This is a genomic window from Streptomyces sp. NBC_00986, from assembly GCF_045162565.1.
Classification (GTDB): Bacteria; Actinomycetota; Actinomycetes; order Streptomycetales; family Streptomycetaceae; genus Streptomyces.
Genome location: NZ_CP108733.1, coordinates 5,590,295 through 5,611,749, shown reverse-complemented (window position 1 = coordinate 5,611,749; position 21,455 = coordinate 5,590,295). Strand labels below are relative to the sequence as shown.

Genomic DNA, 21,455 nt, shown 5'->3' with positions numbered 1-21,455 from the left:
GGACCGCGGCCTGAGCGGCGGGCTGATCTTTCGGTCGTGAGGTTGACGGTGTAAGTCGTGAGGTTGACGGTGTAACTCGTCCGGGGCAGATCGCGCACGTAAAGCATTCACGTGATCGCGCAGCGTTACGCTCGGTCGATGTACATCAGGCGCCCCCTCCGCCGGCCCAGCGAGCGCAGCCAGCCGAGTCAGCCCAGCCAGGACCGTCGAAGCCATGGAAGCCTCCGCACCCGACGGACCGGCGGCACGCTGCTCGCCGTAGCCGCGCTGCTCGTGTCCGCCGCGTGTTCCCCGGGGAGTTCGACGACCGCGACGAGCCCGGCCGCGGACGTCGCGTTGGCCGCGCTGCCGCGGTCGACGCCGTCCACCCTGGCGTCGTACTACGGGCAGAAGCTCAGTTGGCACACGTGCGGTGTCCCCGGTTTCGAGTGCGCCACGATGAAGGCGCCGCTGGACTACGCCAAGCCCACCGGGGAAGACGTCCGGCTCGCGGTCGCCCGCAAGAAGGCCACCGGCAAGGGCAAGCCGCTCGGGTCGCTGATGGTGAACCCGGGCGGGCCGGGCGGTTCGGCGGTCGGCTACCTCCAGCAGTACGCCGGGATCGGCTACCCGGCCGAGGTCCGCGCCCGCTACGACATGGTCGCGATGGACCCCCGGGGCGTCGCCCGCAGCGAGCCCGTCGAGTGCCTCGGCGGGCGGGCCATGGACACGTTCACGCAGACCGACACGACCCCCGACGACCAGCGCGAGACCACCCAACTCGTGGGCGAGTACAAGAAGTTCGCGGAGGGCTGCGGCGCACACTCGCCCGACCTGCTCCGCCATGTCTCGACGATCGAGGCGGCGCGGGACATGGACATCCTGCGGGCGGTGCTGGGGGACCGGAAACTGACGTACGTCGGGGCGTCGTACGGCACGTTCCTCGGGGCGACGTACGCGGGCCTCTTCCCCGACCGGGTCGGCCGCGTGGTCCTGGACGGCGCGATGGACCCGTCCCTGCCCGCGCGCCGGATGAACCTCGACCAGACGGCGGGCTTCGAGACGGCGTTCCAGTCCTTCGCGAAGGACTGCGTACGGCAGACCGACTGCCCGCTCGGCGGCAAGGGCACGAAGCCCGCCAAGGTCGGCGACAACCTGAAGGCGTTCTTCAAGAAGCTCGACGCGCACCCGATCCCCACCGGCGACGCGGACGGCCGCAAACTCGGCGAGGCGCTCGCGACCACCGGCGTGATCGCGGCGATGTACGACGAGGCGGCCTGGCCGCAGTTGCGCGAGGCGCTCACGTCGGCGATGAAGGAGAACGACGGCGCCGGGCTGCTCGTCCTCTCCGACAGCTACTACGAGCGTGACGCCGACGGCCGCTACTCGAACCTGATGTTCGCCAACGCCGCCGTGAACTGCCTCGATCTCCCGGCCGCGTTCTCGACCACCGACCAGGTCGAGAAGGCCCTCCCCGCCTTCGAGAAGGCGTCCCCGGTCTTCGGCGACGGCCTCGCCTGGGCCTCCCTGAACTGCGCGTACTGGCCGGTCAAGGCCACGGGCGAACCCCACCGCATCGAGGCGAAGGGCGCCGCCCCGATCGTGGTCGTCGGCACGACGCGGGACCCGGCGACGCCGTATCCGTGGGCCCAGTCCCTGGCCCACCAGCTCTCTTCGGGACGGCTGCTGACGTATGTGGGGGACGGGCACACCGCGTATGGGCGGGGCAGTGCGTGCATCGACTCGGCGATCGATGCGTATGTGCTGCGGGGGACGGTGCCGGGGGAGGGGAAGCGCTGCTCGTAGCGTTGGTGGGGTGCGGGCGGGGTACCTCCGGGGGTGCTTCCGGGGGGTGTACGGAGCACCCCCGGAAACTGTGTAGACTTTCCGACGTTGCTGATCGCACCATGGTGTGGACAGCGCGCCGCCTTAGCTCAGATGGCCAGAGCAACGCACTCGTAATGCGTAGGTCTCGGGTTCGAATCCCGAAGGCGGCTCTGAGGGACCCCAGGACTCACTCGCCGTGACCTGGGGTTTCTTGTTTTGGTTGACCTTGGAATTCGGGCTAAACGGGCACCCGTGGTCTACACATCGCAATGCGTAGGTCTGGGGTCGACCGGCAGTGGCCGTTTCGACTCGCAGGGCTTTGACCAGGTCTTTTGTTCTTCGTTTCCGGTCGGCTCGGGCCTGTCGGGTTCGGTGTGGTGGCCAGACGGTGGCCAATTGTGCAGCGATCGTGCAAACGGGTCCAGATCCGCCATGTGGTCACAGGCGCGCTCGGGGCCGCAGGGTTGTGCCATCCAGGCAATCCCACGATCAACGCGCTCCGCGTGCCGGCAGGATTGCCAACCCGCTCGTGGAGCGACTCCTGTGCCTGCAGCAGTCGGCGCTCATCAGTCTCAGTGAGGTTCGGGCTGTCGATGAGGACGCCGGATTCAACGACGCCGCGAGCCGCCCTCGTTGCACGTGATCGTCTCCCCGGACTTGCCCCGCAGCAGTGTGCTAGGTCGGTCGCCAGTGCACTGCCGCCCGCCGGGCTTGAGCGGTCCGGTCTCTTTCAGGCGCTGCAGCATGACCTCCAGCAGTCGATCTGCGGCGCCGTCCTCGGCGAGCCGGGCCCGGAACTCGCACAGCACCGAGTACCGAAACCGGGATCGTCCAGCTCCAGGCCCAGCGCGTACTTCCAGTCGACCCTGGTTCCACTGCGTCTGCTGCCGCCCGCCGGAAAGGTTCTCCGTGAAGGCAGCACCGCCACCACTTGCCCCGGCAACGATCCCGGTCTGCCGTCCAAGGGATATAGACCAGCGAACTCCTCGCCCTCGAACAGCACGTTCAACTGGTCCCTGATCGGCATCGCCGACGTGCCGTTCGGGCACGCCGCCCAGGCTGTCAGCACTGTCCTTGCTGGGATCCTCTGATGGCTTTCCGGCTGCAGCAATATCGCGACCCCCTCGCCGCTGACACCGCCTGGCTCCCACCGGGCAAGCACCCGCCGGTCCGAAGGTCAGCACCCTGCCCACATCACCAACAGAGTCCCGGGGTGGGCCGAGCACCGTCGGCGTGGGGCGAACGTGCAGGTCGTCAAGGACCTACCTGGTCGACCGCGTCTGCATTGGTGCTGGCGTGTGGGCGACCAAGCCAGCCAGACGGCCTGCGGGAGGCGAGCTGTCGCTCACCCAGCTGACCGTCAACCGGGCGCTGGCGAGGGTGGAGCCGCCCATCTGAAGTCCGGAGATGCCTTTTATAGAGCGCGGTGCAACCCGAATCGAATGACGTCAATCGCAGCAGCATCCTCGCTCTGGAGCAGCAACCCTGAAAGCTGTGAATTCCCTGTGGGTGCGTCAGTTATTGCTTTGCTTTTTCTTTCACTTTCCAGAGGTCGCATATCGGCCACTCCCGATTAGGGATGTGTGCAGACGTGAAAGTGTGATGTATCGCATGATTTCGCGCATACGTGGAAGAGGTCGGGATGGAAGTGTTGGAGCCCTTCCGGGGATTCCGTCCGTGCGTGGAGTGCGCCGACGTGCTCATGATTCGCGTAAGTAAATAGCAAGAAGTCAAGTGGATGAAAGGTGTAATTGGATTACTTGAGTTGCAATTTGTGCTAGTGATTAATCAGTTGGCTGACGTGACTCGCCGGTTCTGGGTGCGGGGCGGTGGGTGGTTCTGGAGAGTGGAGCAGGTCTGTCCTTGAGGCTTTAATTTGCCCTATTTGGGCGAGTGTGGGCGTGGCTGGATTCTGCGCTTCTTCGCTGTATTTGCCATTGACCAGGCGTGATGCGCGCGGTTCTGATGAGGCGGCCGTAAGGGCGAGGTAAGAACTCCGTGAACGGTTGGGGTGGGGGATGGGGTTTTCTTGGCGTGCGCGCTCGGCGGTTGGCGCGCGTAGACGTGTGGTCTCGCTGGCCGCGACGGCCGCGTTGATGGCAGCTCTGCCGACGCTGGCAGTGCCGGCGACCGGAGCACACGCGGACGACACCACGGTCACCGACCAGCCGACGCCGGAGGCGCGGGCGGACGCGGAGAAGGCGGCGGAGACGGGGGAGCAGGTCGAGGTCGTAGGTGAACGCACGCCCTACACCACGACGTTCGCGAATCCGGACGGGGTGACGTTCACGCTGAAGGACTCTGTCGTGCCGGTGCGGACGCGCCAGGCCGATGGTTCCTGGGCGCAGCCGGACGCGACGCTGGAGGCGAGGTCGGACGGCACGGTCGGGCCGAAGGCGTCGGTCGCCAAGATCTCCTTCTCGGACGGTGGGGACGGTGCCGACCTGGTGAAGCTGTCCCTCAACGGGCGTTCGTTGACCGTGGGTTGGCCGGGCACGCTGCCGAAGCCGACGCTGGACGGGGACTCGGCGGTGTATGCGGATGTCCTGCCGGGAGTGGATCTGCGGATGACCGCCACCACCGAGGGCTACCGCGAGGTGCTCGTCGTCACCTCGGCGTCGGCTGCCGCGAACCCGGAGCTGAAGGAACTCTCGTTCCCTGTGCGAGCCGACGGGCTCTCCCTCAAGGACGGTGGAAGCGGCGGTCTGTCCGCGGTCGACGACGACGGGAATGTCGTCTTCCGTGCTCCGGCCGCCCAGCAGTGGGACTCGTCGGGCGACACCACCACCAGCACTGCATCCACCTCACCCGCGGCCTCCGCCCACTCGGCCTCCCAGAGCTCGTTCACGACAACGGCGCAGGACAGCGCCTCTGCGGCGAGCCTCGGTGACGACGGTGAGACGACACCGGACCCGACCGAGGGACCCAGTGACGGAGACGCCTCCACCCGTCTTCCGGTCACCGCGGCGCAGAGCACGATCAAGGTGACCCCGGATGCCTCGATGCTCGCCGATGATTCCGCCGTCTTTCCGCAGTACATCGACCCGGACGTCGGCATGACGGCCTCCGAGCGGACCCTGCTGTCCTCGGACGGCGACACCTTCTACAACTTCTCCGGCGGGGACGACGGCAAGGGCGTCGGCTACTGCGGCACCTATGTCACCGGCGGCTACGCGTACTACTGCGGTTCCGGCTACAAGAACCGCATGTACTTCGAGTTCTCGCCGGCGAAGCTGGCGGGGAAGCACGTCCTGGACGCCACGTTCGCGATCACGGAGAAGTGGTCGATGTCCTGCACCCCGTCCTGGGTGGACCTGACCCGGACGGGCAACATCTCCTCGTCGACGAACTGGCCGGGTCCGACGGCGAACTGGGACATGATGGTGGACCGGGACGTGTCCGCGGGACGCGGGTCCGCCTGCGATCCCAGCCAGCCGGCCGCCCCGATCGAGTTCAACGACAACCCGGCTGAGCCGAACGAGAACCTCACGTCCACGGTGACGAAGTTCGCCAACGGCGACTTCTCCCGTCTGACGCTGATGCTCAAGGCGCACGACGAGACCGATCCGAACGGCTGGAAGCGGTTCGACGACAACGCCGAACTCGACGTGAAGTACGTCGGTATTCCGGCCAAGCCCACGAAGATCGGTCTGGTCACCGGGACCAGTGTCGCGTGCGAGACAAGCCAGTCGGACCCGCTGGTGGTGTCCGACCCGACGCCGGCGCTCCAGTCGACGCCGCAGACCGCGGCGGGCGGTGAGTCGGGTGCGTCGTTGAAGGCCGTCTACAGCGTGGACAAGTACACGGCGAGCACTGCCACGTGGTCGACCGTCTTCGAGACCGCCCGGCCCACCAGCGGTTATGTGGGGGACAACGTCTCTCCGGGCAGCGTCCCGACCTCGACCCTGACCGAGGGGACGTTGTACCGGTACCGGTCCTGGACCCGGTCGTACTACAGCAGCGGAGACGACTATCTGGCCGGCCCGTCGAACGCGGCCAGCAACGCCTGGTGCTACTTCAAGGTCGACCCGACCCGTCCCAAAGCACCCGGGATCGCCCTGTCGAGCCCGTACTCGGTGTGCGACACCAGCTCGTGCACGGCTGCGGGCGGACCGGGTTCGGACGTGACGTTCACGTTCAGCCCCGCCTCCGGGGACGCGGCCACCAACACCAACTACGAGTACAAACTGACCTCTTCGGCCGCGTGGTCGTCGCCGATCGCGGCCTCGAAACCGACGGCGGCGTTCACCCCGCCGACCTCGGGCACCTTCAGCGTCTTCGTGAGGGCGGAGGACTCGCTGGGCTGGGGCGCCCAGAACTCGGTGGACTTCCTGGTCGCGGAGGGCGACGGCCCGACCGGCCAGTGGCACTTCGACGAAGCGAGCGGTGCCGCACTCGACACGTCCACGACGGTTGCGGCGGAGCAGGACAACGCGACGCTCTCCTCGTCCGGTGCCTCCCGCGACGGGCGTGGCCGACGGGGTGTGCTGACGCACGACGCCACGGGCGCGGAGCTGGCGACGCCGGTGACGGATACGGGTCTGACGGTGGACGGTTCGGCGGGTTATGCGGCCACCTCGGGTGCTGTGGTGGAGTCCCGGTCGTCGTACACGGTCGAGGCATGGGCCCGGATGGCCGGCACCCCGACCCACAACTACGTGCTGCTCTCCCAGACGGGCAGTGGCAGCACCCAGCCCGGATTCGCGATCTACTACTCCACCTCCTACGCCAAGTGGATCTTCAACTGGCACTGGACCGACTCGGCCGGCACCGCGCACTTCGTGCGCTCGCTCGCGGACACCGCCTCCCCACCCGTGAAGGTCTGGACGCATCTGGCCGGCGTGTACGACGCGAAGGCGGGCACGATCCAGCTCTACGTCAACGGCAAAGCCCAGGGCACTCCGCAAGCAGTACCGAGTGGTGAACCCGAGGCGGACACCGGCCCGTTGGAGTTCGGCCGCGGCAACGGCAGCACGGCCGGCACGTTCGCCGACTACTTCAACGGGCAGGTCGACGAGGTCACCGTCTGGCAGCGGGCCCTGTCCGCGCAGGAGGTGTCCACGGAGGCACGGTTGCTGACCGCGGACCGGTATGCCGCCACCGAACTCATGGCTGACTGGGACCCTTCGGCGGCGACGGGGACCACCGTGCCCGACACCACCTCCGGCTACGGCACCTCCCTGACACTCTCGGGCGGCGCGTCACTGGACGGGACAGGGATCGTCCTGGACGGCACCGATGACGCGGCGTCCGCACCGGGGCCGCTGGTGGACGAGACCGGGTCCTTCACCGCGACCACCGCCGTGCAGCTGGACAGCGCCGCGCTCGCGGCGAAACCGGTCGGCTACATGGGGCAGGTCCTCGGCCAGCGCAGTGCGGACGGCTCCGCCTGGGGGCTGTGGTACGAGCTGACGGGCACCGACACCGACCCCGAGACAGACGCCACCGTCCCCGTCGGGCTCTGGCACTTCGGCCGACTCAACACCGACGGCAGCTTCACCGGAGTGGTCTCCGACGACGTCGCGAACCTGGGGAGCGCGGTGCGCCTGACGGGTGTGTTCGACGCCCAGTCCGGCACGGTCAGCCTCTACGTGGGCGACGCGCAGAACGGTGACACCACCGCTTACACGGCGACGCCGGGCACGGGTGACTTCGCCGTCGGCAAGGCGTACGTGAACTCCGCCTGGGGCCACTACCTGCCCGCGACGGTCAGCGACATCAGGGTCTGGGCCGGTGCCATGGCCGGCCAGGACCAGATCGTCGAGACGGTCGGGGACTGACCTCCTCGTCTCCCCGTCTCCCTGGCGGGGCGGCACACCTGCTGCCGCCCCGCCCGAGCAAGTCCAGCGCTTCCTTTGCTGATGCCTGTTGATGACTTCTGACGTGTGAGGGGTTGTTGTCGTGAGTGCCGCCAGTGGTGCGAGACGCCGTAGACGCCGAGTGGTCAGAGTTGCTGTGACACTCGCGCTGGCCGTGGCCGGTCTGACTCCCATAGCCGCCCAAGCCGCGACATCCACCGGGCAGTTGGTGCCCGCCGTGCCGAAGCAGCGTTCCGACACCGTGAAGACGGTCGACGGCCTGGGGGCGAAGAAGGCCAGGGCGCGGGTGGCCGCGGAAAAGGCCGCCAACAAGAAGCAGGCTCAGGACGCCCTCGCGGAGCAGAAAGCGACCTGGCCGAAAGCCGCCACCGACGCCGGGTCGCTGCCCGCTTCCGGCACGGTCCGGCTGACCGCCGGTGGTCTGCCCGTCTCCGTTCACCACTCCACGGCGACCAAGGCCGCTTCCGGAACAGTCGACGTCCAGGTCCTCGGCCGCAAGGCCGCCACGGACGCCGGGGTCAAGGGCGTACTGCTGAGCGCGAGCGCGACCAACAGCGGCAACGCCGACGTCAGCATCGACTACAGCGCCTTCGCCTCCGCCTACGGCGGCGACTGGGCAGGCCGCCTGCGCCTCGTCACCCTGCCCTCCTGCGCACTGACGACTCCGGAGAAGGCCGCCTGCCGAATCCAGACACCGCTGGACTCCCACAACAGCGTCAGCGGCCAGACCGTCTCCGCCACGGTCCCACTCGGCCTGCCGGCCGTGAGCGCGTCCGACGCGCGGGCCTCCCGGTCGAGCGTCCGGTCGGCCCCGCTCGCGGCCGAGACGGCATCAGCGACCGTACTGGCGCTGGCAGCCACCTCAGGTGAGTCGGCGTCCGGTTCGGGCAACTACGCGGCCTCGCCCCTGTCGTCCTCCTCCACCTGGCAGGCCGGCGGCTCCTCCGGCGCGTTCACCTGGGCCTACCCGCTGTCCACACCGCCCGCGGCGGCAGGCCCGGCACCTTCCCTCTCGCTGGACTACGACTCCGGAAGCACCGACGGCAAGACGGCCTCCACGAACAACCAGTCCACCCAGCTCGGCGAGGGCTTCGACCTGAGCGCGTCGTCCTACGTCGAGCGGTCGTACGCCTCCTGCGACGACGACGGCCAGACGGACAAGCACGACGAGTGCTGGAAGTACGACAACGCCTCCCTCGTTCTCAACGGCAAGTCCACCGAACTGGTCAAGGACGACACCACCGGGGCCTGGCACCTCAAGGACGACGACGCCTCCACCGTCACCCACTCCACGGGCGGTGACAACGGCGACAACGACGGCGAGTACTGGACCGTCATCACCGGCGACGGCACCAAGTACGTCTTCGGCCTGAACAAGCTGCCCGGCGCCGACACCCAGCGCACCAACTCGGTATGGACCGTCCCGGTCTTCGGCGACGACTCCGGGGAGCCCGGCTACGACCAGGGATCCAGCTTCGCCGACCGCTCCCTCACCCAGGCCTGGCGCTGGAACCTCGACTACGCCGTCGACCTGCACGGCAACGCCATGTCGTACTGGTACACGGCCGAGACGAACTACTACCCCAAGAACGGGGCCTCCACCGCCAACACCCAGTACACGCGCGGCGGTTACCTCAACAAGATCCTGTACGGGCAGCGGGCGAGCACCCTGTTCACCGGGACCGACTCGGACGAGGTGACGTTCTCCTACGACGAGCGGTGCACCGCCTCCGACTGCTCCTCGCTGACCGACTCGACGTCCGACAACTGGCCGGACGTGCCGTACGACACCATCTGCGCCAGCGGGGACGACGACTGCAACACCGACAGCCCGTCGTTCTTCACCCGCAAACGCCTCACGAGCATCGACACGTTCGCCTACTCGGCCACGGCCGCGAAGCTCACCGCGGTGGACTCCTGGGCGCTGACCCAGAAGTTCCTGGACGGCCAGGACATCGGCGACACCTCCGACCAGACCCTGGTGCTCTCCTCGATCCAGCACACCGGCAAGAACGGCACCGCCATCACGCTGGACCCGGTCACCCTCACCTATCAGCTGCGGGCGAACCGGGTGGACTCCACCTCCGACGACATCCTGAAGCTCAGCATGCCGCGCATCGCCACCGTAACGTCCGAGACCGGCGCGATCACCACGGTGACCCTTTCCGACCCGGAGTGCGTACGCGGCTCGAACATGCCCTCGTCCGAGGACGACGACACTCTGAGCTGCTATCCCCAGTACTGGCACATCAACGGCGCCGAAGAATCCTCGCTCGACTGGTTCCACAAGTACCGGGTCACGGCCGTACTCAGCACCGACCCGACCGGCTTGGGCGAGGGCGTCGAGAACTCCTACAGCTACGCCGACCCGGCCTGGCACTACAACTACGACCCGCTGGTCCCCTCCGACGAGCGGACCTGGTCGCAGTGGCGCGGATACGGCAAGGTCACCACGACCACCGGCGCCGCAGGATCCACCCAGTCCAAGACGGTCAGCCTGTACATGCACGGCATGGACGGCGACAAGCAGTCCGACGGCACCACCACCTCTGCCACGGTCACCGGCCTGGACGTCTCCGGCCTGGACGTCACCGACGTCACCGACAGCGACCAGGACGCCGGCTTCCTCCGCGAACAGATCACCTACAACGGGTCCACTCCCACCGCGGTGACGGTCGACACCCCCTGGTCCTCGCAGACCGCCAGCCAGCAGAAGTCGTACGCCGCCATCAAGGCGTACTACATACGCACCGGCCAGAGCTCCACCTCCACCTACCTCACCGCGTCCGCGACCTGGCGCACCCGCACCACCAGCACCACCTACGACGACTACGGCATGGCCACCCAGGTCAACGACACCGGCCAGACCGGCGTCAGCGGCGACAACACCTGCACCCGCACCTGGTACGCCCGCAACGCCGGCATCGGCCTGACCAACCTCGTCTCGCGTACCCGCGTCGTGGGCCAGGACTGCTCCGTCACCGAGACCAGCCTGAGCCTGCCGACCTCCGCCACCTCCCGCGGGGACGTCCTCTCCGACTCGGCGACGGCGTACGACAACGCCTCAACCACCGCCTGGTCCGCCACCCAGACCCCCACCCTCGGTGAGGCGACGTGGACCGGACGGGCCGCCGCCTATCCGGCCGCGGTCACCGGCGGAGAGCGATACCCGTCCACGTGGCAGACAGTCGCCACCACGACCTACGACGACAGCAGCGGCACGGCCGGCCTGGGCCGCATGCTGTCCGCCACCGATGTGAACGGCAACACCACCACGACCGCCTACACGCCCGCAGACTCGGGCCCGTTGACGAAGACCAAGGTCACCAACGCCAAGGCGCAGTCCACCTACACCTACACCGACTTCGCCTTGGGCCTGGCCACCAAGGTCTACGACGTCAACAACAAGATCACCGAGGCCAGCTACGACGCCCTGGGCCGCAAGACCGCGACCTGGCTGACCAACCGCTCCCACTCCGCGAACCAGACCCCGAACTACACCTACGCCTACAGCGTCACCAACGACGCCCCCTCCTGGACGTCGACCTCGACCCTGAAGGCCGACGGGACCACCTACACCACCGCGTACACGATCTACGACTCCCTCCTGCGCACCTTGCAGACGCAGTACCCGACCCCCGACGGGGGGCGCCTGCTCACCGACACGCGCTACGACAGCAGGGGCCTGGCCTACGAGACCTACGCGGACGTCTTCGACTCCGCCAACCTCCCCAGCGGTTCCTACGCACGAGCCGAATACGGGGGTGCGCCGAAGCAGACGGAGACTGTCTTCGACGGCGTGGGCCGGGCTACGAGCAGCAGTCTGTACGTGTACGGCGTCAAGAAGTGGACCACAAGCACCAGTTACACCGGTGACTCCACCGCGACGACCGCGCTGAACGGCGGCTCGGCGACCCGCACCATCACCGACATCTTCGGCAACACCGTCGAGAAGCGGGCCTATGCGGGCTCCGACCCCGCGGACGCCGCCTACGGCGCTGGGACCGGAGCCGCGTACACGTCCACCAAGTACAAGAACACCCTGGACGGCAAGCCCTCCACGGTCACCGGACCGGACGGGGCCCAATGGTCGTACGTGTATGACCTGTTCGGCCGGCAGACCTCGGCGACCGACCCGGACCTGGGCGCCACGGCCACCACCTACACGGCCCTGGACCAGACGGACACCACCACCGACTCCCGCGGCACCGAACTGCTCTACGGCTACGACGTGCTGGGCCGCAAGACCGACCAGTGGCAGACCTCCAAGACGGACGCCAACAAGCTGGCCCACTGGGACTACGACACCCTCGCCAAGGGCCAGTTGGACGACTCCATCAGCTACGTCGGCGGCACCACCGGCAATGCCTACACTCACAAGGTCACCGCCTACGACAACCTCTACCACGCCACCGGCAACCAGCTGACCCTGCCCGCCAGCGACCCACTCGTCACCTCGGGCGCGATCGCCTCGTCGACCCTGGCCAGCACCTCGTACTACAACATCGACGGCACTCAGCAGTACTACACCGAGCCCGCGGCCGGCGGTCTCAGCAGCGAGACCGTGGACTACGAGTACAACGACCTCGGACAGGTCACCGACGTCGGGGGCGCCACCGGCTACCTGCTGGCCGCCGACTACAACGCGCTCGGCCAGGTCAACCAGTACACCCTGGGCACCTCTGAGGCACTGACGGCCAAGAAGGCGTACATCACCAACACCTACGAGGAAGGCACCGACCGGCTCACCCGCAGCCTCACCACCGACGCCACCCGCAGCGTCCAGGACCTGAACTTCACCTACGACGACGCCGGCGATGTCACTTCGACCTTCGACACCGCGAACCTCTCCGGCACCGGCGCGACCGACTACCAGTGCTTCACCTACGACGGCTACCAGCGCCTCACCGACGCCTGGACCCCGTCCACCGCCTCCTGCGCCACCACCGGCCGTACCGCCACCAACCTCGGCGGCGCCTCCCCCTACTGGACCTCCTACGGCTACACCAGCAGTGGCCTGCGCACCACGGAGACCGCACACACCGGCACCGGAGACTCCTCCCGCACCTACTGCTACAGCTCTACTACCCCGCATCAGCTCACCGCGACGACCAGTGCCACTTCCTGCACCGGTGTGAGTGCCACCTACGGCTACGACAAGATCGGTGACACGACCGCCCGTCCCAACGGCACCGACACCCAGGCGCTGACCTGGAACGCCACCGGGGACCTCGACACGATCACCGAGAAGTCCAGCACCGGCACCACCAAGAGCACGACCAGCCACGTCTACGACGCAGACGGCAACCTCCTCATCCGCCGCAACACCAGCGGAGAGACCGTCCTCTACCTGGGGACCACCGAGGTCCACCTGGACACCTCGACCTCGACGGCCAAGTACTGGGCCCAGCGCTACTACGGCACCGGAAGCGCCACCATCGCCCTGCGCACCAACAAGAGCGGCACCCAGACCCTCTCCTACCTCTCCGGAGACCCGCACGGCACGTCCACAGTCGGCCTCGACGCCACCACCCAGGCGGTCACCAAGCGCTACCTGACCCCCTTCGGAGCCGCGCGCTCCGGCGGCACCGGCGTCTGGGCCGACGACAAGACCTTCCTCGACAAGACCACCGACGCCACTAGCGGCCTCACCTACATCGGCGCCCGCGAATACGACTCCGCCATCGGCCGCTTCCTCAGCGTCGACCCCGTCCTCGACACCGGCGACGCCCAGTCCCTCAACGGCTACACCTACGCCGACAACAGCCCCGTCACCCTCTCCGACCCCACGGGGCTCGAAAGCTGCGGCCCGGACAGCAGTTGCTCCTTGGACAACATCACCAGCATGAACAAAACCAAGCCTGACGATGATTCCAAGGGAAACAGCGGAACCGCCTCCTCGGACAGTCAGGGGAGTGTCACGGGCAATGGCAGCTGGATCAGCGCGACAACGCCTTCGTCAAACGATGCAACAAGCTTGGGGAGCTCGTACTACCAGTTCGGAAGCAACAAACTCAACAGCACGATAGGCGGGTATTGGTTCCCTCAGACCAATGTCTTCGGTAAGCAGGAAACGGCGTGCTTCGGCCGTCTTGCCTGCAACCACGCGTACGACTATTACCTCCATCACCACGACGATGTGGCCGGGGCAAAGAAGATCGCTGCCACCTACTGCCTTTCCCATGCAGCTCAATGCGAGAGTGACGCCCGAGTCTGGGAACGGACGCAGCAGGTGGGAGGCAACGAATTCGTCATGGCCTTGGCTGCTGGTGAAGGAGCCTGGGCGGAAGCAGCAGCAGCAACCTGCAGTTTCTCTCCGGAGACGCCAGTGCTCATGGACGGGGGGAAGACCAAACCCATAGGCAAGATCAAGACGGGCGACCGGGTCCAGGCCGCAGACCCCGAGACCGGCAAATACGAAGGCGCACGCACGGTCCAGCACGTGTGGATCAACCACGACAACGACCTGCTCGACCTCACGATCCGCACTGAGGACGGCCACACCGCCACCCTCCACACCACTGCCAACCATCCCTTCTGGGACGACACCCTCCACACCTGGGTATCGGCTGGCGAACTCCATAAGGGCGACGCTCTCAACACGGCCACCGATCACCACTCCTACGTCATCGCCACCCGCCCCACGCCCGGCAGTGCCAACCGCTGGAACCTCACTGTCCAGCAACTCCACACGTACTATGTGCTGGCAGGGCAGAGTCCGGTACTCGTTCACAACAGCGGCTGTGGAATTGGGCGGGCGCTGATCGGTGACAAGACGTCGGATCACATTCTTGCTGGTCACAGGTACCCAGGGGCGGGGAATAAGGACGCTTTCCCGGAGGGGTGGTCTGATAACCAGATCCTGGATGCTGTTGTTGACGTGGTGACGAGTCCAAATAGCCAAAGGACCTGGTACAAGGGATCTGCTGTGCACGCCGAGAGAACCTTGAAGACGAGGAGGGGCGAACCTGCGGTTCAGAATGTGATCGGGACCGTGGGAGGGGTGAGAATTCTGGTGCGTTACGAACCTCTCACTGGAAAGGTGCTCACGGCGTTCCCGCAGTGAGGCAAGAGCTCAATCGATCCAGGTGTAGCATCTTCGATGATTGGAGGATCATGGAGAGAGATGCGAATCTGATGGAAATGTTGCATCGTCTGGATGATCCAGAATGGCCAGAAGTGCCGGCTGGCTATAACGCAGCCGATGCTGCAGCTTCATTCAGCCGTCTGGCTGCGCAGGTTGGTTCTCGCTTCTCGACGCGTTGTGAAATCGACCGAGACATCCAGGACTCCGCTCAGTACGGACGAATAGAAGTGCCGGGGGAAGCCACAGTTTGCGGGACGAGGATCGTTATCCTGGTGAGCAAGTTCAAGCCACTAGCGATGGTGGCGGCCGATAACCCTGGCGCCTTCTTGGGTACGGATGAAGCGCGCGCTGAAGGCGAGCTCGACGCGAATGACCTTGAGAAGGTAGAGCAAGTTCTTGCTGAATCGGGGTGCGTCACGATCCCGGAAGAACTTCTTGAAAGTCGCTATGACGGATCCACTCACCTGCGTTTCCATGGTTCTGGGGAGCCGAGCTGGTGGGACCGGTTCTTCGGTTCTTTCTGACGGGTCTCAAGTATCGGGTTCCATAACGTTGGCACTCATGGACCGCATGCGATTCGCTATTCGACCCGGCCGCCCCATGAGAAGGGCCATGCAGTGGCAAAGATCAGCCCCGCCGAGATGTGCTCGGCGGGGCTGATCTGGTGGTTGACGGCAACGTCAGCGGACGAGGGCGGCGCAGGCTGGTGGTTCGTCGCCTTTACCCCGGCGTTCGCAGATCCGGATGATCCGGTGGGCGCCGGCCGCAGTGATCTGCGTCTTCCCCCGGCACCCTCCAGGATGGCTGCCCAGGGCGGGTTGCACTGTGCGGCAGGAGGTAGGCCGGGGTTCGACAGAATGTGAAGGATGAAGTCATCTGTCCGCGAGGGTGGACCTGGACAAGTAGCCCCTGGTTGCCGTGCACGCACAGGCCCAGTGTGTGGCGAACCGGTAGAGGGTATCGAAGGTAGTTTTGTGCCGATTTAGAACCTCGGTCGTCCGTCACGATACGGAGTGTCCAATCTGCAACCCCTAATCTGAGAGGATGGAAATTGAGTAGCGACTTCGGTTTCTGGAAGCGCGGCGCCGGGGGCCCGGAGGAAATCTTCGAAAACCTCGCTGAAGGTGACACAGGTGACCTTGCCGTAAGTTCTGACGTATTGCGGTTCCGGGAGGATTTGCTGACTAGGTGGCCGGATTTGGTCGACGTTCTGGAGCCGTCGCGGTTCGACCTTGAAGAGGAACCGGATCATGCAGGGAAGTACGTCCTTCTGACTCTTTCGGTTCGCCAACTGGATTATCTCTCTGAGATTCTTGAAATGGCGAAGATGAACGGCCTCATCGGATTTAGTGGAGTGGGGGGAGAGTCAATTTAGGCTTCTGATCCACTACGTATCCAGGCGTAAAAATGCCGCCCCTGAGGGCGAAACCTACAGGGGCTGTTTGCCGCTAGAGATCTTCAATGGCTGGTGTTACGGCGATTGGAAGTCGAGTCCGGTCTTGGCGATGAGCCCCTCGATGAGGTGAGGCCGGTACTGCATCCGTTTCAGCCGGGTCCTGACCAGCGCGGTGAGCTGGTCGAGGCTGTGTTTGCTGAGGTTGGCCAGCGATCTCTTCAGGTGCGACCACACGCCCTCGACCGGGTTGAACTTCGGCGCGAACGGCGGCAGTTGGTAGACAGTCAGCCATAGTCGCGCGGCGATCGGCTCCCGCATGGTGCGGCTGACGTGTGTGTTCAGGCTGTCCCACACCAGGACGACGGGGCCGCCGAGCTGCTGGTGCGCGCCATCCAGAAGGCGGGCGTAGTCGGTCTCGGTGAAGCCCTTGCGCCGGCCCTTCGCGGGGCCGCGGTCGAGGTGGACGCGGTAGATCAGCCGTGGCCGGTGTCCGGCCCTGATGCAGATCAGGGCGGCCATCGAGACGCGTTTGGCGCCCTGGGCGGTGACCTTCACGACGGGTGTGTGGCCACGGCGGCCCCAGGTACGGCCTTTCGGCGGCCTCAGGCCCTGACCTGCCTCGTCCTCGAAGCAGAGCCAGGCGCCCAGGTCCGCCGCCCTCTTTTTATGACGGGCCACTGCTCGTCCTTCCAGGCGGCGATCTTCGACTCGTCCCGCTCGGTGGCTTTGCGGCTCGGGATCTGCACGCTCCAGCCGATGCGGTGCAGCAGCAGATCCAGCCCGGCCAGGGTGTACTCGACCCCGAACCGGCGGCGCACGACTTCGCCGATGCGGGCCGGCGTCCAGCACTGGTCACTCCATCCGCACGCGGCCGGACCGGCCTCCAACACCGCCTCCAGAGCATGCAGTTGACCCGCGCTGAGCTTGCAGCGAGCGCCACAGGGCCCCTTGGAGACCAGCGCCTGGCGGCCGCCCGAGGCCAGGGCCCGGCGCCAGCGGTTCGCCGACATCCGAGTCACCCGGAACCGCCGCGCCACCTCCCGGTCACTGGCCCCCGCGTCGATCAAGTCAGCTGCCGCGAGCCGGACTTGCTCACGCCGGTCCTGCTCCTCGGCCGTCAGCCCACCGCCATCGGGATACCTCACCCCTCCGGCATAGGGCAGCCGACGCCAACCGTCACGACCAGACGTAACCCGCACCGTTAAAGATCTCTAGATGGCAGTAGATGACGCTGAGGCAACAATCCCGCACAACCACGGGAACCCATGCACGTCACCAGATCCGGGAGAACTGGGGTCCTGGGGGCGCTGGGTGTCTGCTGCGTGAGCGGGAGGCGTACCCCTCAGCTCACGCAGCAGGGCTACAGAGATCGAGCGACCAGCTGGATCGTCGGTATCAACCCGCGGACCGGCAAGCGGTGGTGGAGTGGCTGGCACGGTTTTTGGCGCGCTACGACGGCAACCCTGACCTGGCGACCAGCACCACCGAGCCCGTTCACCTCTACCACTACGCCACTCGCATCACCGGCCTCTACGCCTTCCTCGGTCCGGTCCGCAAGAATCAGCGGACACGGTGACCGCGAAGCAGGACGGCACCCTGAACCGGCGCCTTCAATCGCCAGACCGGAAGCCGGTACCTGGAGAGCGCCCGGATCACCGTCTACGTCGACGTCCGGTGAACTCCCGCCGATGCCGCTCCAGGTTTTGCAGGCCGAGCGGCGGGGCGTAAATCCCCCGAGACTTGTGGGGCTGCCACAACCGGTGTGGCCGGCACGTGAAGGCGATAGTGCTCGTGGCCGTGGCGCTCGCGGTGGTCGTTCGGTGGCCGGACGCCTTTGGACGACGTGATACGAGGAAGCACAGGACAACCGGCCGTACATGCTCTGATCAGCGAACGTTACTGAATAGCATGGCGTGGCACTCGGCAACACGATCGCTCACGGTCTCGCAATGCGTAGGTCTCGGGTTCGAATCCCGAAGGCGGCTCCAAGGGAAACCCCAGGTCAGGCTTCTGACCTGGGGTTTTGTGTGCATCGCCATACGTAGGTCTGGGGGCGACTGCCAGTAGGCGTTTCGGTTCGCAGGGCTGTGGCCTGGCTTTTTTGTTCCGTGCTGCCGGTCAGCGCAGGTCTGTCGGGTTCCGCGTGGTGGCCAAGTGGTGGCCAAGCGTGTGCACCGGCTCTCGGCCGGCCGCGTAGCGGTGAGAGCGTTCGACCTTGCCGTCGATGCGGGGGTGCGGGGCTTGATGCAGGTGTGGGCGATGCCCTTGTCGAGGGCGTGCCAGTGGAAGGCCGATTGGAACTCGGCGTAGTTGTCGGTCTGGATGACGTCGACCTGGAACGGCGGGCGCTGGATGACGTAGTTGAGGAACTGGATCGCGGTGGCCTGGTTCAGCGTCGGACAGATCCGCAGTACGCGCGGGCCGGTGCAGTTGTCGATGGCGGTGAACTGGAAGTACTTGTTGCGCCCGCCGCGTCGGCCCTGGGGCATTGAGGCGGGGGGCTTGATGAACTTGACGTCGATCTGGACGCGGTGGCCGGGCAGTTGCTTTCGTAGCGCTTCCATCGGCGGTCGCGGTGCTTGTAGCGCTGGGACGCCGGTCGGCGATCTTCCCGACCACCTGCCGTGTGTCGCGTTGGGGCTGTGCTCGGGTGCCTTGGAACCGGTGCGCAGGCCCTCGATTCCGTCGGCCCGGTAGCGGCTGGTACCAGGTGTAGTACGCCTGCCGGCTGATCCCGAAGTACCGGCAGGACATCGCGACGTTCCCGGTGATCTCTTCGACGTGGTGTATGACCGCCGGGCGCCGCTCGGCCTCACGGTCAGGCGGCGGGGTGGGGTTGGACTTCGGCACGTGGATCTCCGCGGTGATCAGAGACCCAGGTGTCCAGGTGCCAACGATGATCGGCAGTTTTATACAGCCGGACATGCCCCTGGACGCGCCCGGGCCATGGGCGTCAGTCCCCTGCCTGCCCGACTGCCCGACTGCCCGACTGCCCGACTGCCCGCCTGCCGTTGCTGGGCAGGAGCGGTTCGATCTTCCGCCGCCGTGTCCGTGAAATCGTGGGTCGCCGCACCAGGGACGCCTCCTGCCCGGCGACCCACGATTTCACCGAGCCCACCGAGAGCCGTCAGGAACGAGCGAGTGGCGGACCTGGTTGCTCGGACTCGGCGACTACGCGGGCCGCCACGTGACCAGATCGAACTCGTTGCCCTCCGGGTCGGCGAGCGTGGTCCAGCGGAGCTCCGGGAGATTGACCTCGTTGACCGGTTTGGCGCCCAGGTCGGTCAACCGCTCGATCTCCTCGTCGTAGTGCTCGGTGACCAGGATGGGACGGAACCTGTTGTTGGCCGGGTTGACCTCGGAGGCGGTGTGGAAAATCATCCGCGGGCCGCTCTCGTGGCCGGCGGCGTCGACTGCTGTGTCCCCGGCGACCTTGCCCGGGCTGACCGGGCGGCCGAGAGCCTTGCCCCAGAAGCCCGCCAGGGCGTCGGAATCGGTGCAGTCGATGTTCAGAGCCGCGAAACTCACACGGACAGGGGCAGGTACAGAGACGGTCATGATTGCTTCCTTTCGATGGGTTCACTCATGGACGACCGCGTTCGGTGTACGGCTCCGGCGCGTCGGCGAGGGCAGGGCCGTGTCCCGTCCTCGCGAACAGGAACGTAGGCGCGGGCGGGTGTAAGTGGGCTGCTTGATCGGGCGATACGGCACGGCGTTCTGTTTCGCTCGCTGTATCCGGGTTCGGGTTCACCAACGGAGAACAGGACGGGCCGGATTCAGGCCACCGTCTCTTCCGCGCGCCTGTGCACACCAGTCATCTGGACACCCGGCAGACCGCCGGCCGCCGAAGCGGGTCATTTCTCAACCCGCGGTCGTGCGTTGTTACGCGGTCTCGGAGATCACGTCGAATTCGTTGCCTTCCGGATCGAGGAGGGTGGTCCAGCGCATGCCGCCCGGCTTGAGATCCGCTTTCCAGGTCGCACCGAGGCCGACCAGCCGCTCGACTTCCACCTCGAGGTCCGCGGTGATCAGGTCGGGGTGCATCCGGTTCTTCGCCGACTTGTCCTCAGGGACCTGAACGAAGCACCAGCGCGGCTCGGACCGGCCGGAGCGGTGCAACCCGATGGAGGCGAACTCCTTGCTCGCGCCCGGATCCAGCTCCTGACCGAGCGCCTGGGCCCAGAACCCGCCGAGTACGGCGGCGTCCGCGCAGTCGAAGGTCACCGCGTGCAGGCTGATCGTCATGATTCCTCTTCTCGTCTCATGGAGAGCACCGGCCAGCACACCTCAGTGACCAGACCGTGCTCGTTGTCCGTGTCGAACCGGCTCACCAGGTAGTTCTCCCGGATCGCCGTGCGCGTGCGTGAACCCAGGCCTTGTTCGGCTACGAAGCCGCCCAGCACGGTGTAGGTCCGGTCGAGTTCGCTCAGCGAGCCGCGATGCACCGCCACCGCCACCGGGCCCTCGGGCAACCGGCCCCCGACGCGACCGGCGGACGCGTCGAGTGGAATGAACGCGGTGACCTCGCCGACGTGTGATTCGAAGAACTCCGCGCTGTAGAGCGCGCCGTCCGGACCACCACGAAGACCGGCGTCCGAGCCGATTTCCCGGCGCAGGCCGGCGAGCGTGTCGGGCAGCCACTCGAAGGCCTCGTCCCAGGCCACCCGCGCGCTGACGAGCAAGGCCGGGGTACTGGTCAGGGTATGGAAGGCCACGTCCGGTGAGGATGATCCACCGCCTTCGAGGAGTTGACGCAGCGAAGCCACCACAGACTGGGTCTGCTCCAGTTGGCGTTCCATGCTTCGCAGGTGGTCGGCGATCACCTCGTCGCGCACCGTCGGATCGGTCGTGTTCAGCACGACCCGGACCTGCTCCAGCGGCATGCCCAGATCTCGGAAGCGCCGGATGAGCTGAGCCGTGGGGCCCTGGGCCGTCGCATAGAACCGATAGCCGCTGCCCGGGTCGATCCGCACAGGACACAGCAGGTCCAGGTCGTGGTAGTGGCGCAGGGCTTTGACACTGACATGGGTCAGCCGGGAGAACTCCCCGATGCTCAGCAAAGCGGCCATCAGTCCTTCCTCCCGTCCCGGCGGGCCGTCCGAGGGCGCACGTCGCCCACCACGACGGCCACGCCCGCCCGGTCCGCAGCGGCGAACGCCACGTGGCCCGAGGCGATCGTCGAACTCGCCGCACCCGCTGCGGCCTTGTGGACGAACAAGGCGCTCATCGCGGAATCTCCTTCCAGGGGTCCTCCAACCGGTGTCACGACTCTCGGCTCTCCCGTTACAGGAGGGTCAAGACGTGAGCTCGACCATGGGAGGGCCGAAGTCCTCGGTCCACCCATGCG

Annotated in this window: 12 protein-coding genes and 1 tRNA gene; 7 read left to right on the top strand and 6 right to left on the bottom strand. The window is 66.5% G+C overall.

The features are described 5' to 3' along the window. The first annotated feature begins 138 nt into the window (after window positions 1–138). The 6 genes from OG504_RS24755 to OG504_RS24730 all read left to right on the top strand — a co-directional run bounded on the left by OG504_RS24755 (window position 139) and on the right by OG504_RS24730 (window position 16,087). A complete protein-coding gene (locus OG504_RS24755) occupies window positions 139–1,785 on the top strand; it encodes an alpha/beta hydrolase (protein ID WP_405991775.1) in 1,647 nt (548 codons plus the stop codon). A 117-nt stretch (window positions 1,786–1,902) separates the two neighbouring features. Beyond that, window positions 1,903–1,976: transfer RNA gene (locus OG504_RS24750), tRNA-Thr, on the top strand. A 1,926-nt stretch (window positions 1,977–3,902) separates the two neighbouring features. Continuing rightward, the gene (locus OG504_RS24745; RefSeq protein WP_405991774.1) at window positions 3,903–7,586 is read left to right on the top strand and encodes a LamG domain-containing protein; all 3,684 of its coding nucleotides are present in this window, start codon (window positions 3,903–3,905) and stop codon (window positions 7,584–7,586) included. A 175-nt stretch (window positions 7,587–7,761) separates the two neighbouring features. Further along, on the top strand, window positions 7,762–14,691 hold the full coding sequence (locus OG504_RS24740) for a polymorphic toxin-type HINT domain-containing protein (RefSeq protein WP_405991773.1): 6,930 nt from the start codon (window positions 7,762–7,764) through the stop codon (window positions 14,689–14,691). A gap of 50 nt (window positions 14,692–14,741) precedes the next feature. Next, complete coding sequence (locus OG504_RS24735; RefSeq protein ID WP_405991772.1) at window positions 14,742–15,236, top strand: hypothetical protein; 495 nt, start codon at window positions 14,742–14,744, stop codon at window positions 15,234–15,236. Window positions 15,237–15,763: 527 nt separating this feature from the next. Continuing rightward, window positions 15,764–16,087: a hypothetical protein gene (locus OG504_RS24730; RefSeq protein ID WP_405991771.1), complete on the top strand. Its 324-nt coding sequence runs from the start codon at window positions 15,764–15,766 to the stop codon at window positions 16,085–16,087. A gap of 96 nt (window positions 16,088–16,183) precedes the next feature. Here OG504_RS24730 and OG504_RS24725 read toward each other — a convergent pair whose 3' ends face one another. Together OG504_RS24725 and OG504_RS24720 are read right to left on the bottom strand one after the other, a co-directional pair. Continuing rightward, window positions 16,184–16,714 carry a transposase gene (locus OG504_RS24725; protein WP_405996418.1) on the bottom strand — a complete coding sequence of 177 codons (531 nt, stop codon included), beginning with the start codon at window positions 16,712–16,714 and terminating at the stop codon, window positions 16,184–16,186. Then, complete coding sequence (locus tag OG504_RS24720) at window positions 16,711–17,253, bottom strand: winged helix-turn-helix domain-containing protein (protein WP_405991770.1); 543 nt, start codon at window positions 17,251–17,253, stop codon at window positions 16,711–16,713. Before OG504_RS24720 ends, OG504_RS24725 begins: the two co-directional genes overlap by 4 nt. A gap of 272 nt (window positions 17,254–17,525) precedes the next feature. Between OG504_RS24720 and OG504_RS24715 the strand changes: the two genes are divergently transcribed. Next, the gene (locus tag OG504_RS24715; protein ID WP_405991769.1) at window positions 17,526–17,684 is read left to right on the top strand and encodes a hypothetical protein; all 159 of its coding nucleotides are present in this window, start codon (window positions 17,526–17,528) and stop codon (window positions 17,682–17,684) included. A 1,595-nt stretch (window positions 17,685–19,279) separates the two neighbouring features. On the opposite strand, the gene OG504_RS24710 is transcribed toward OG504_RS24715, so the two are convergent. From OG504_RS24710 to OG504_RS24695, 4 genes are all read right to left on the bottom strand, one after another. Next, window positions 19,280–19,666 (bottom strand): VOC family protein, encoded by a 387-nt coding sequence (locus tag OG504_RS24710; RefSeq protein WP_405991768.1) that lies wholly within the window; start codon window positions 19,664–19,666, stop codon window positions 19,280–19,282. 324 nt (window positions 19,667–19,990) lie between these two features. Then, the gene (locus OG504_RS24705) at window positions 19,991–20,353 is read right to left on the bottom strand and encodes a VOC family protein (RefSeq protein ID WP_405991767.1); all 363 of its coding nucleotides are present in this window, start codon (window positions 20,351–20,353) and stop codon (window positions 19,991–19,993) included. Beyond that, on the bottom strand, window positions 20,350–21,177 hold the full coding sequence (locus OG504_RS24700; RefSeq protein WP_405991766.1) for a MerR family transcriptional regulator: 828 nt from the start codon (window positions 21,175–21,177) through the stop codon (window positions 20,350–20,352). Before OG504_RS24700 ends, OG504_RS24705 begins: the two co-directional genes overlap by 4 nt. Beyond that, a complete protein-coding gene (locus tag OG504_RS24695) occupies window positions 21,177–21,335 on the bottom strand; it encodes a hypothetical protein (protein ID WP_405991765.1) in 159 nt (52 codons plus the stop codon). Before OG504_RS24695 ends, OG504_RS24700 begins: the two co-directional genes overlap by 1 nt. Window positions 21,336–21,455: the final 120 nt, after the last annotated feature.

Coding starts and splice junctions, on each gene's coding strand:
- OG504_RS24755 (WP_405991775.1), top strand. CDS start 139: ATGTACATCAGGCGCCCCCTCCGCCGGCCCAGCGAGCGCAGCCAGCCG.
- OG504_RS24745 (WP_405991774.1), top strand. CDS start 3,903: ATGGCAGCTCTGCCGACGCTGGCAGTGCCGGCGACCGGAGCACACGCG.
- OG504_RS24735 (WP_405991772.1), top strand. CDS start 14,742: ATGGAGAGAGATGCGAATCTGATGGAAATGTTGCATCGTCTGGATGAT.
- OG504_RS24710 (WP_405991768.1), bottom strand. CDS start 19,666: ATGACCGTCTCTGTACCTGCCCCTGTCCGTGTGAGTTTCGCGGCTCTG.
- OG504_RS24705 (WP_405991767.1), bottom strand. CDS start 20,353: ATGACGATCAGCCTGCACGCGGTGACCTTCGACTGCGCGGACGCCGCC.
- OG504_RS24700 (WP_405991766.1), bottom strand. CDS start 21,177: ATGGCCGCTTTGCTGAGCATCGGGGAGTTCTCCCGGCTGACCCATGTC.
- OG504_RS24695 (WP_405991765.1), bottom strand. CDS start 21,335: ATGAGCGCCTTGTTCGTCCACAAGGCCGCAGCGGGTGCGGCGAGTTCG.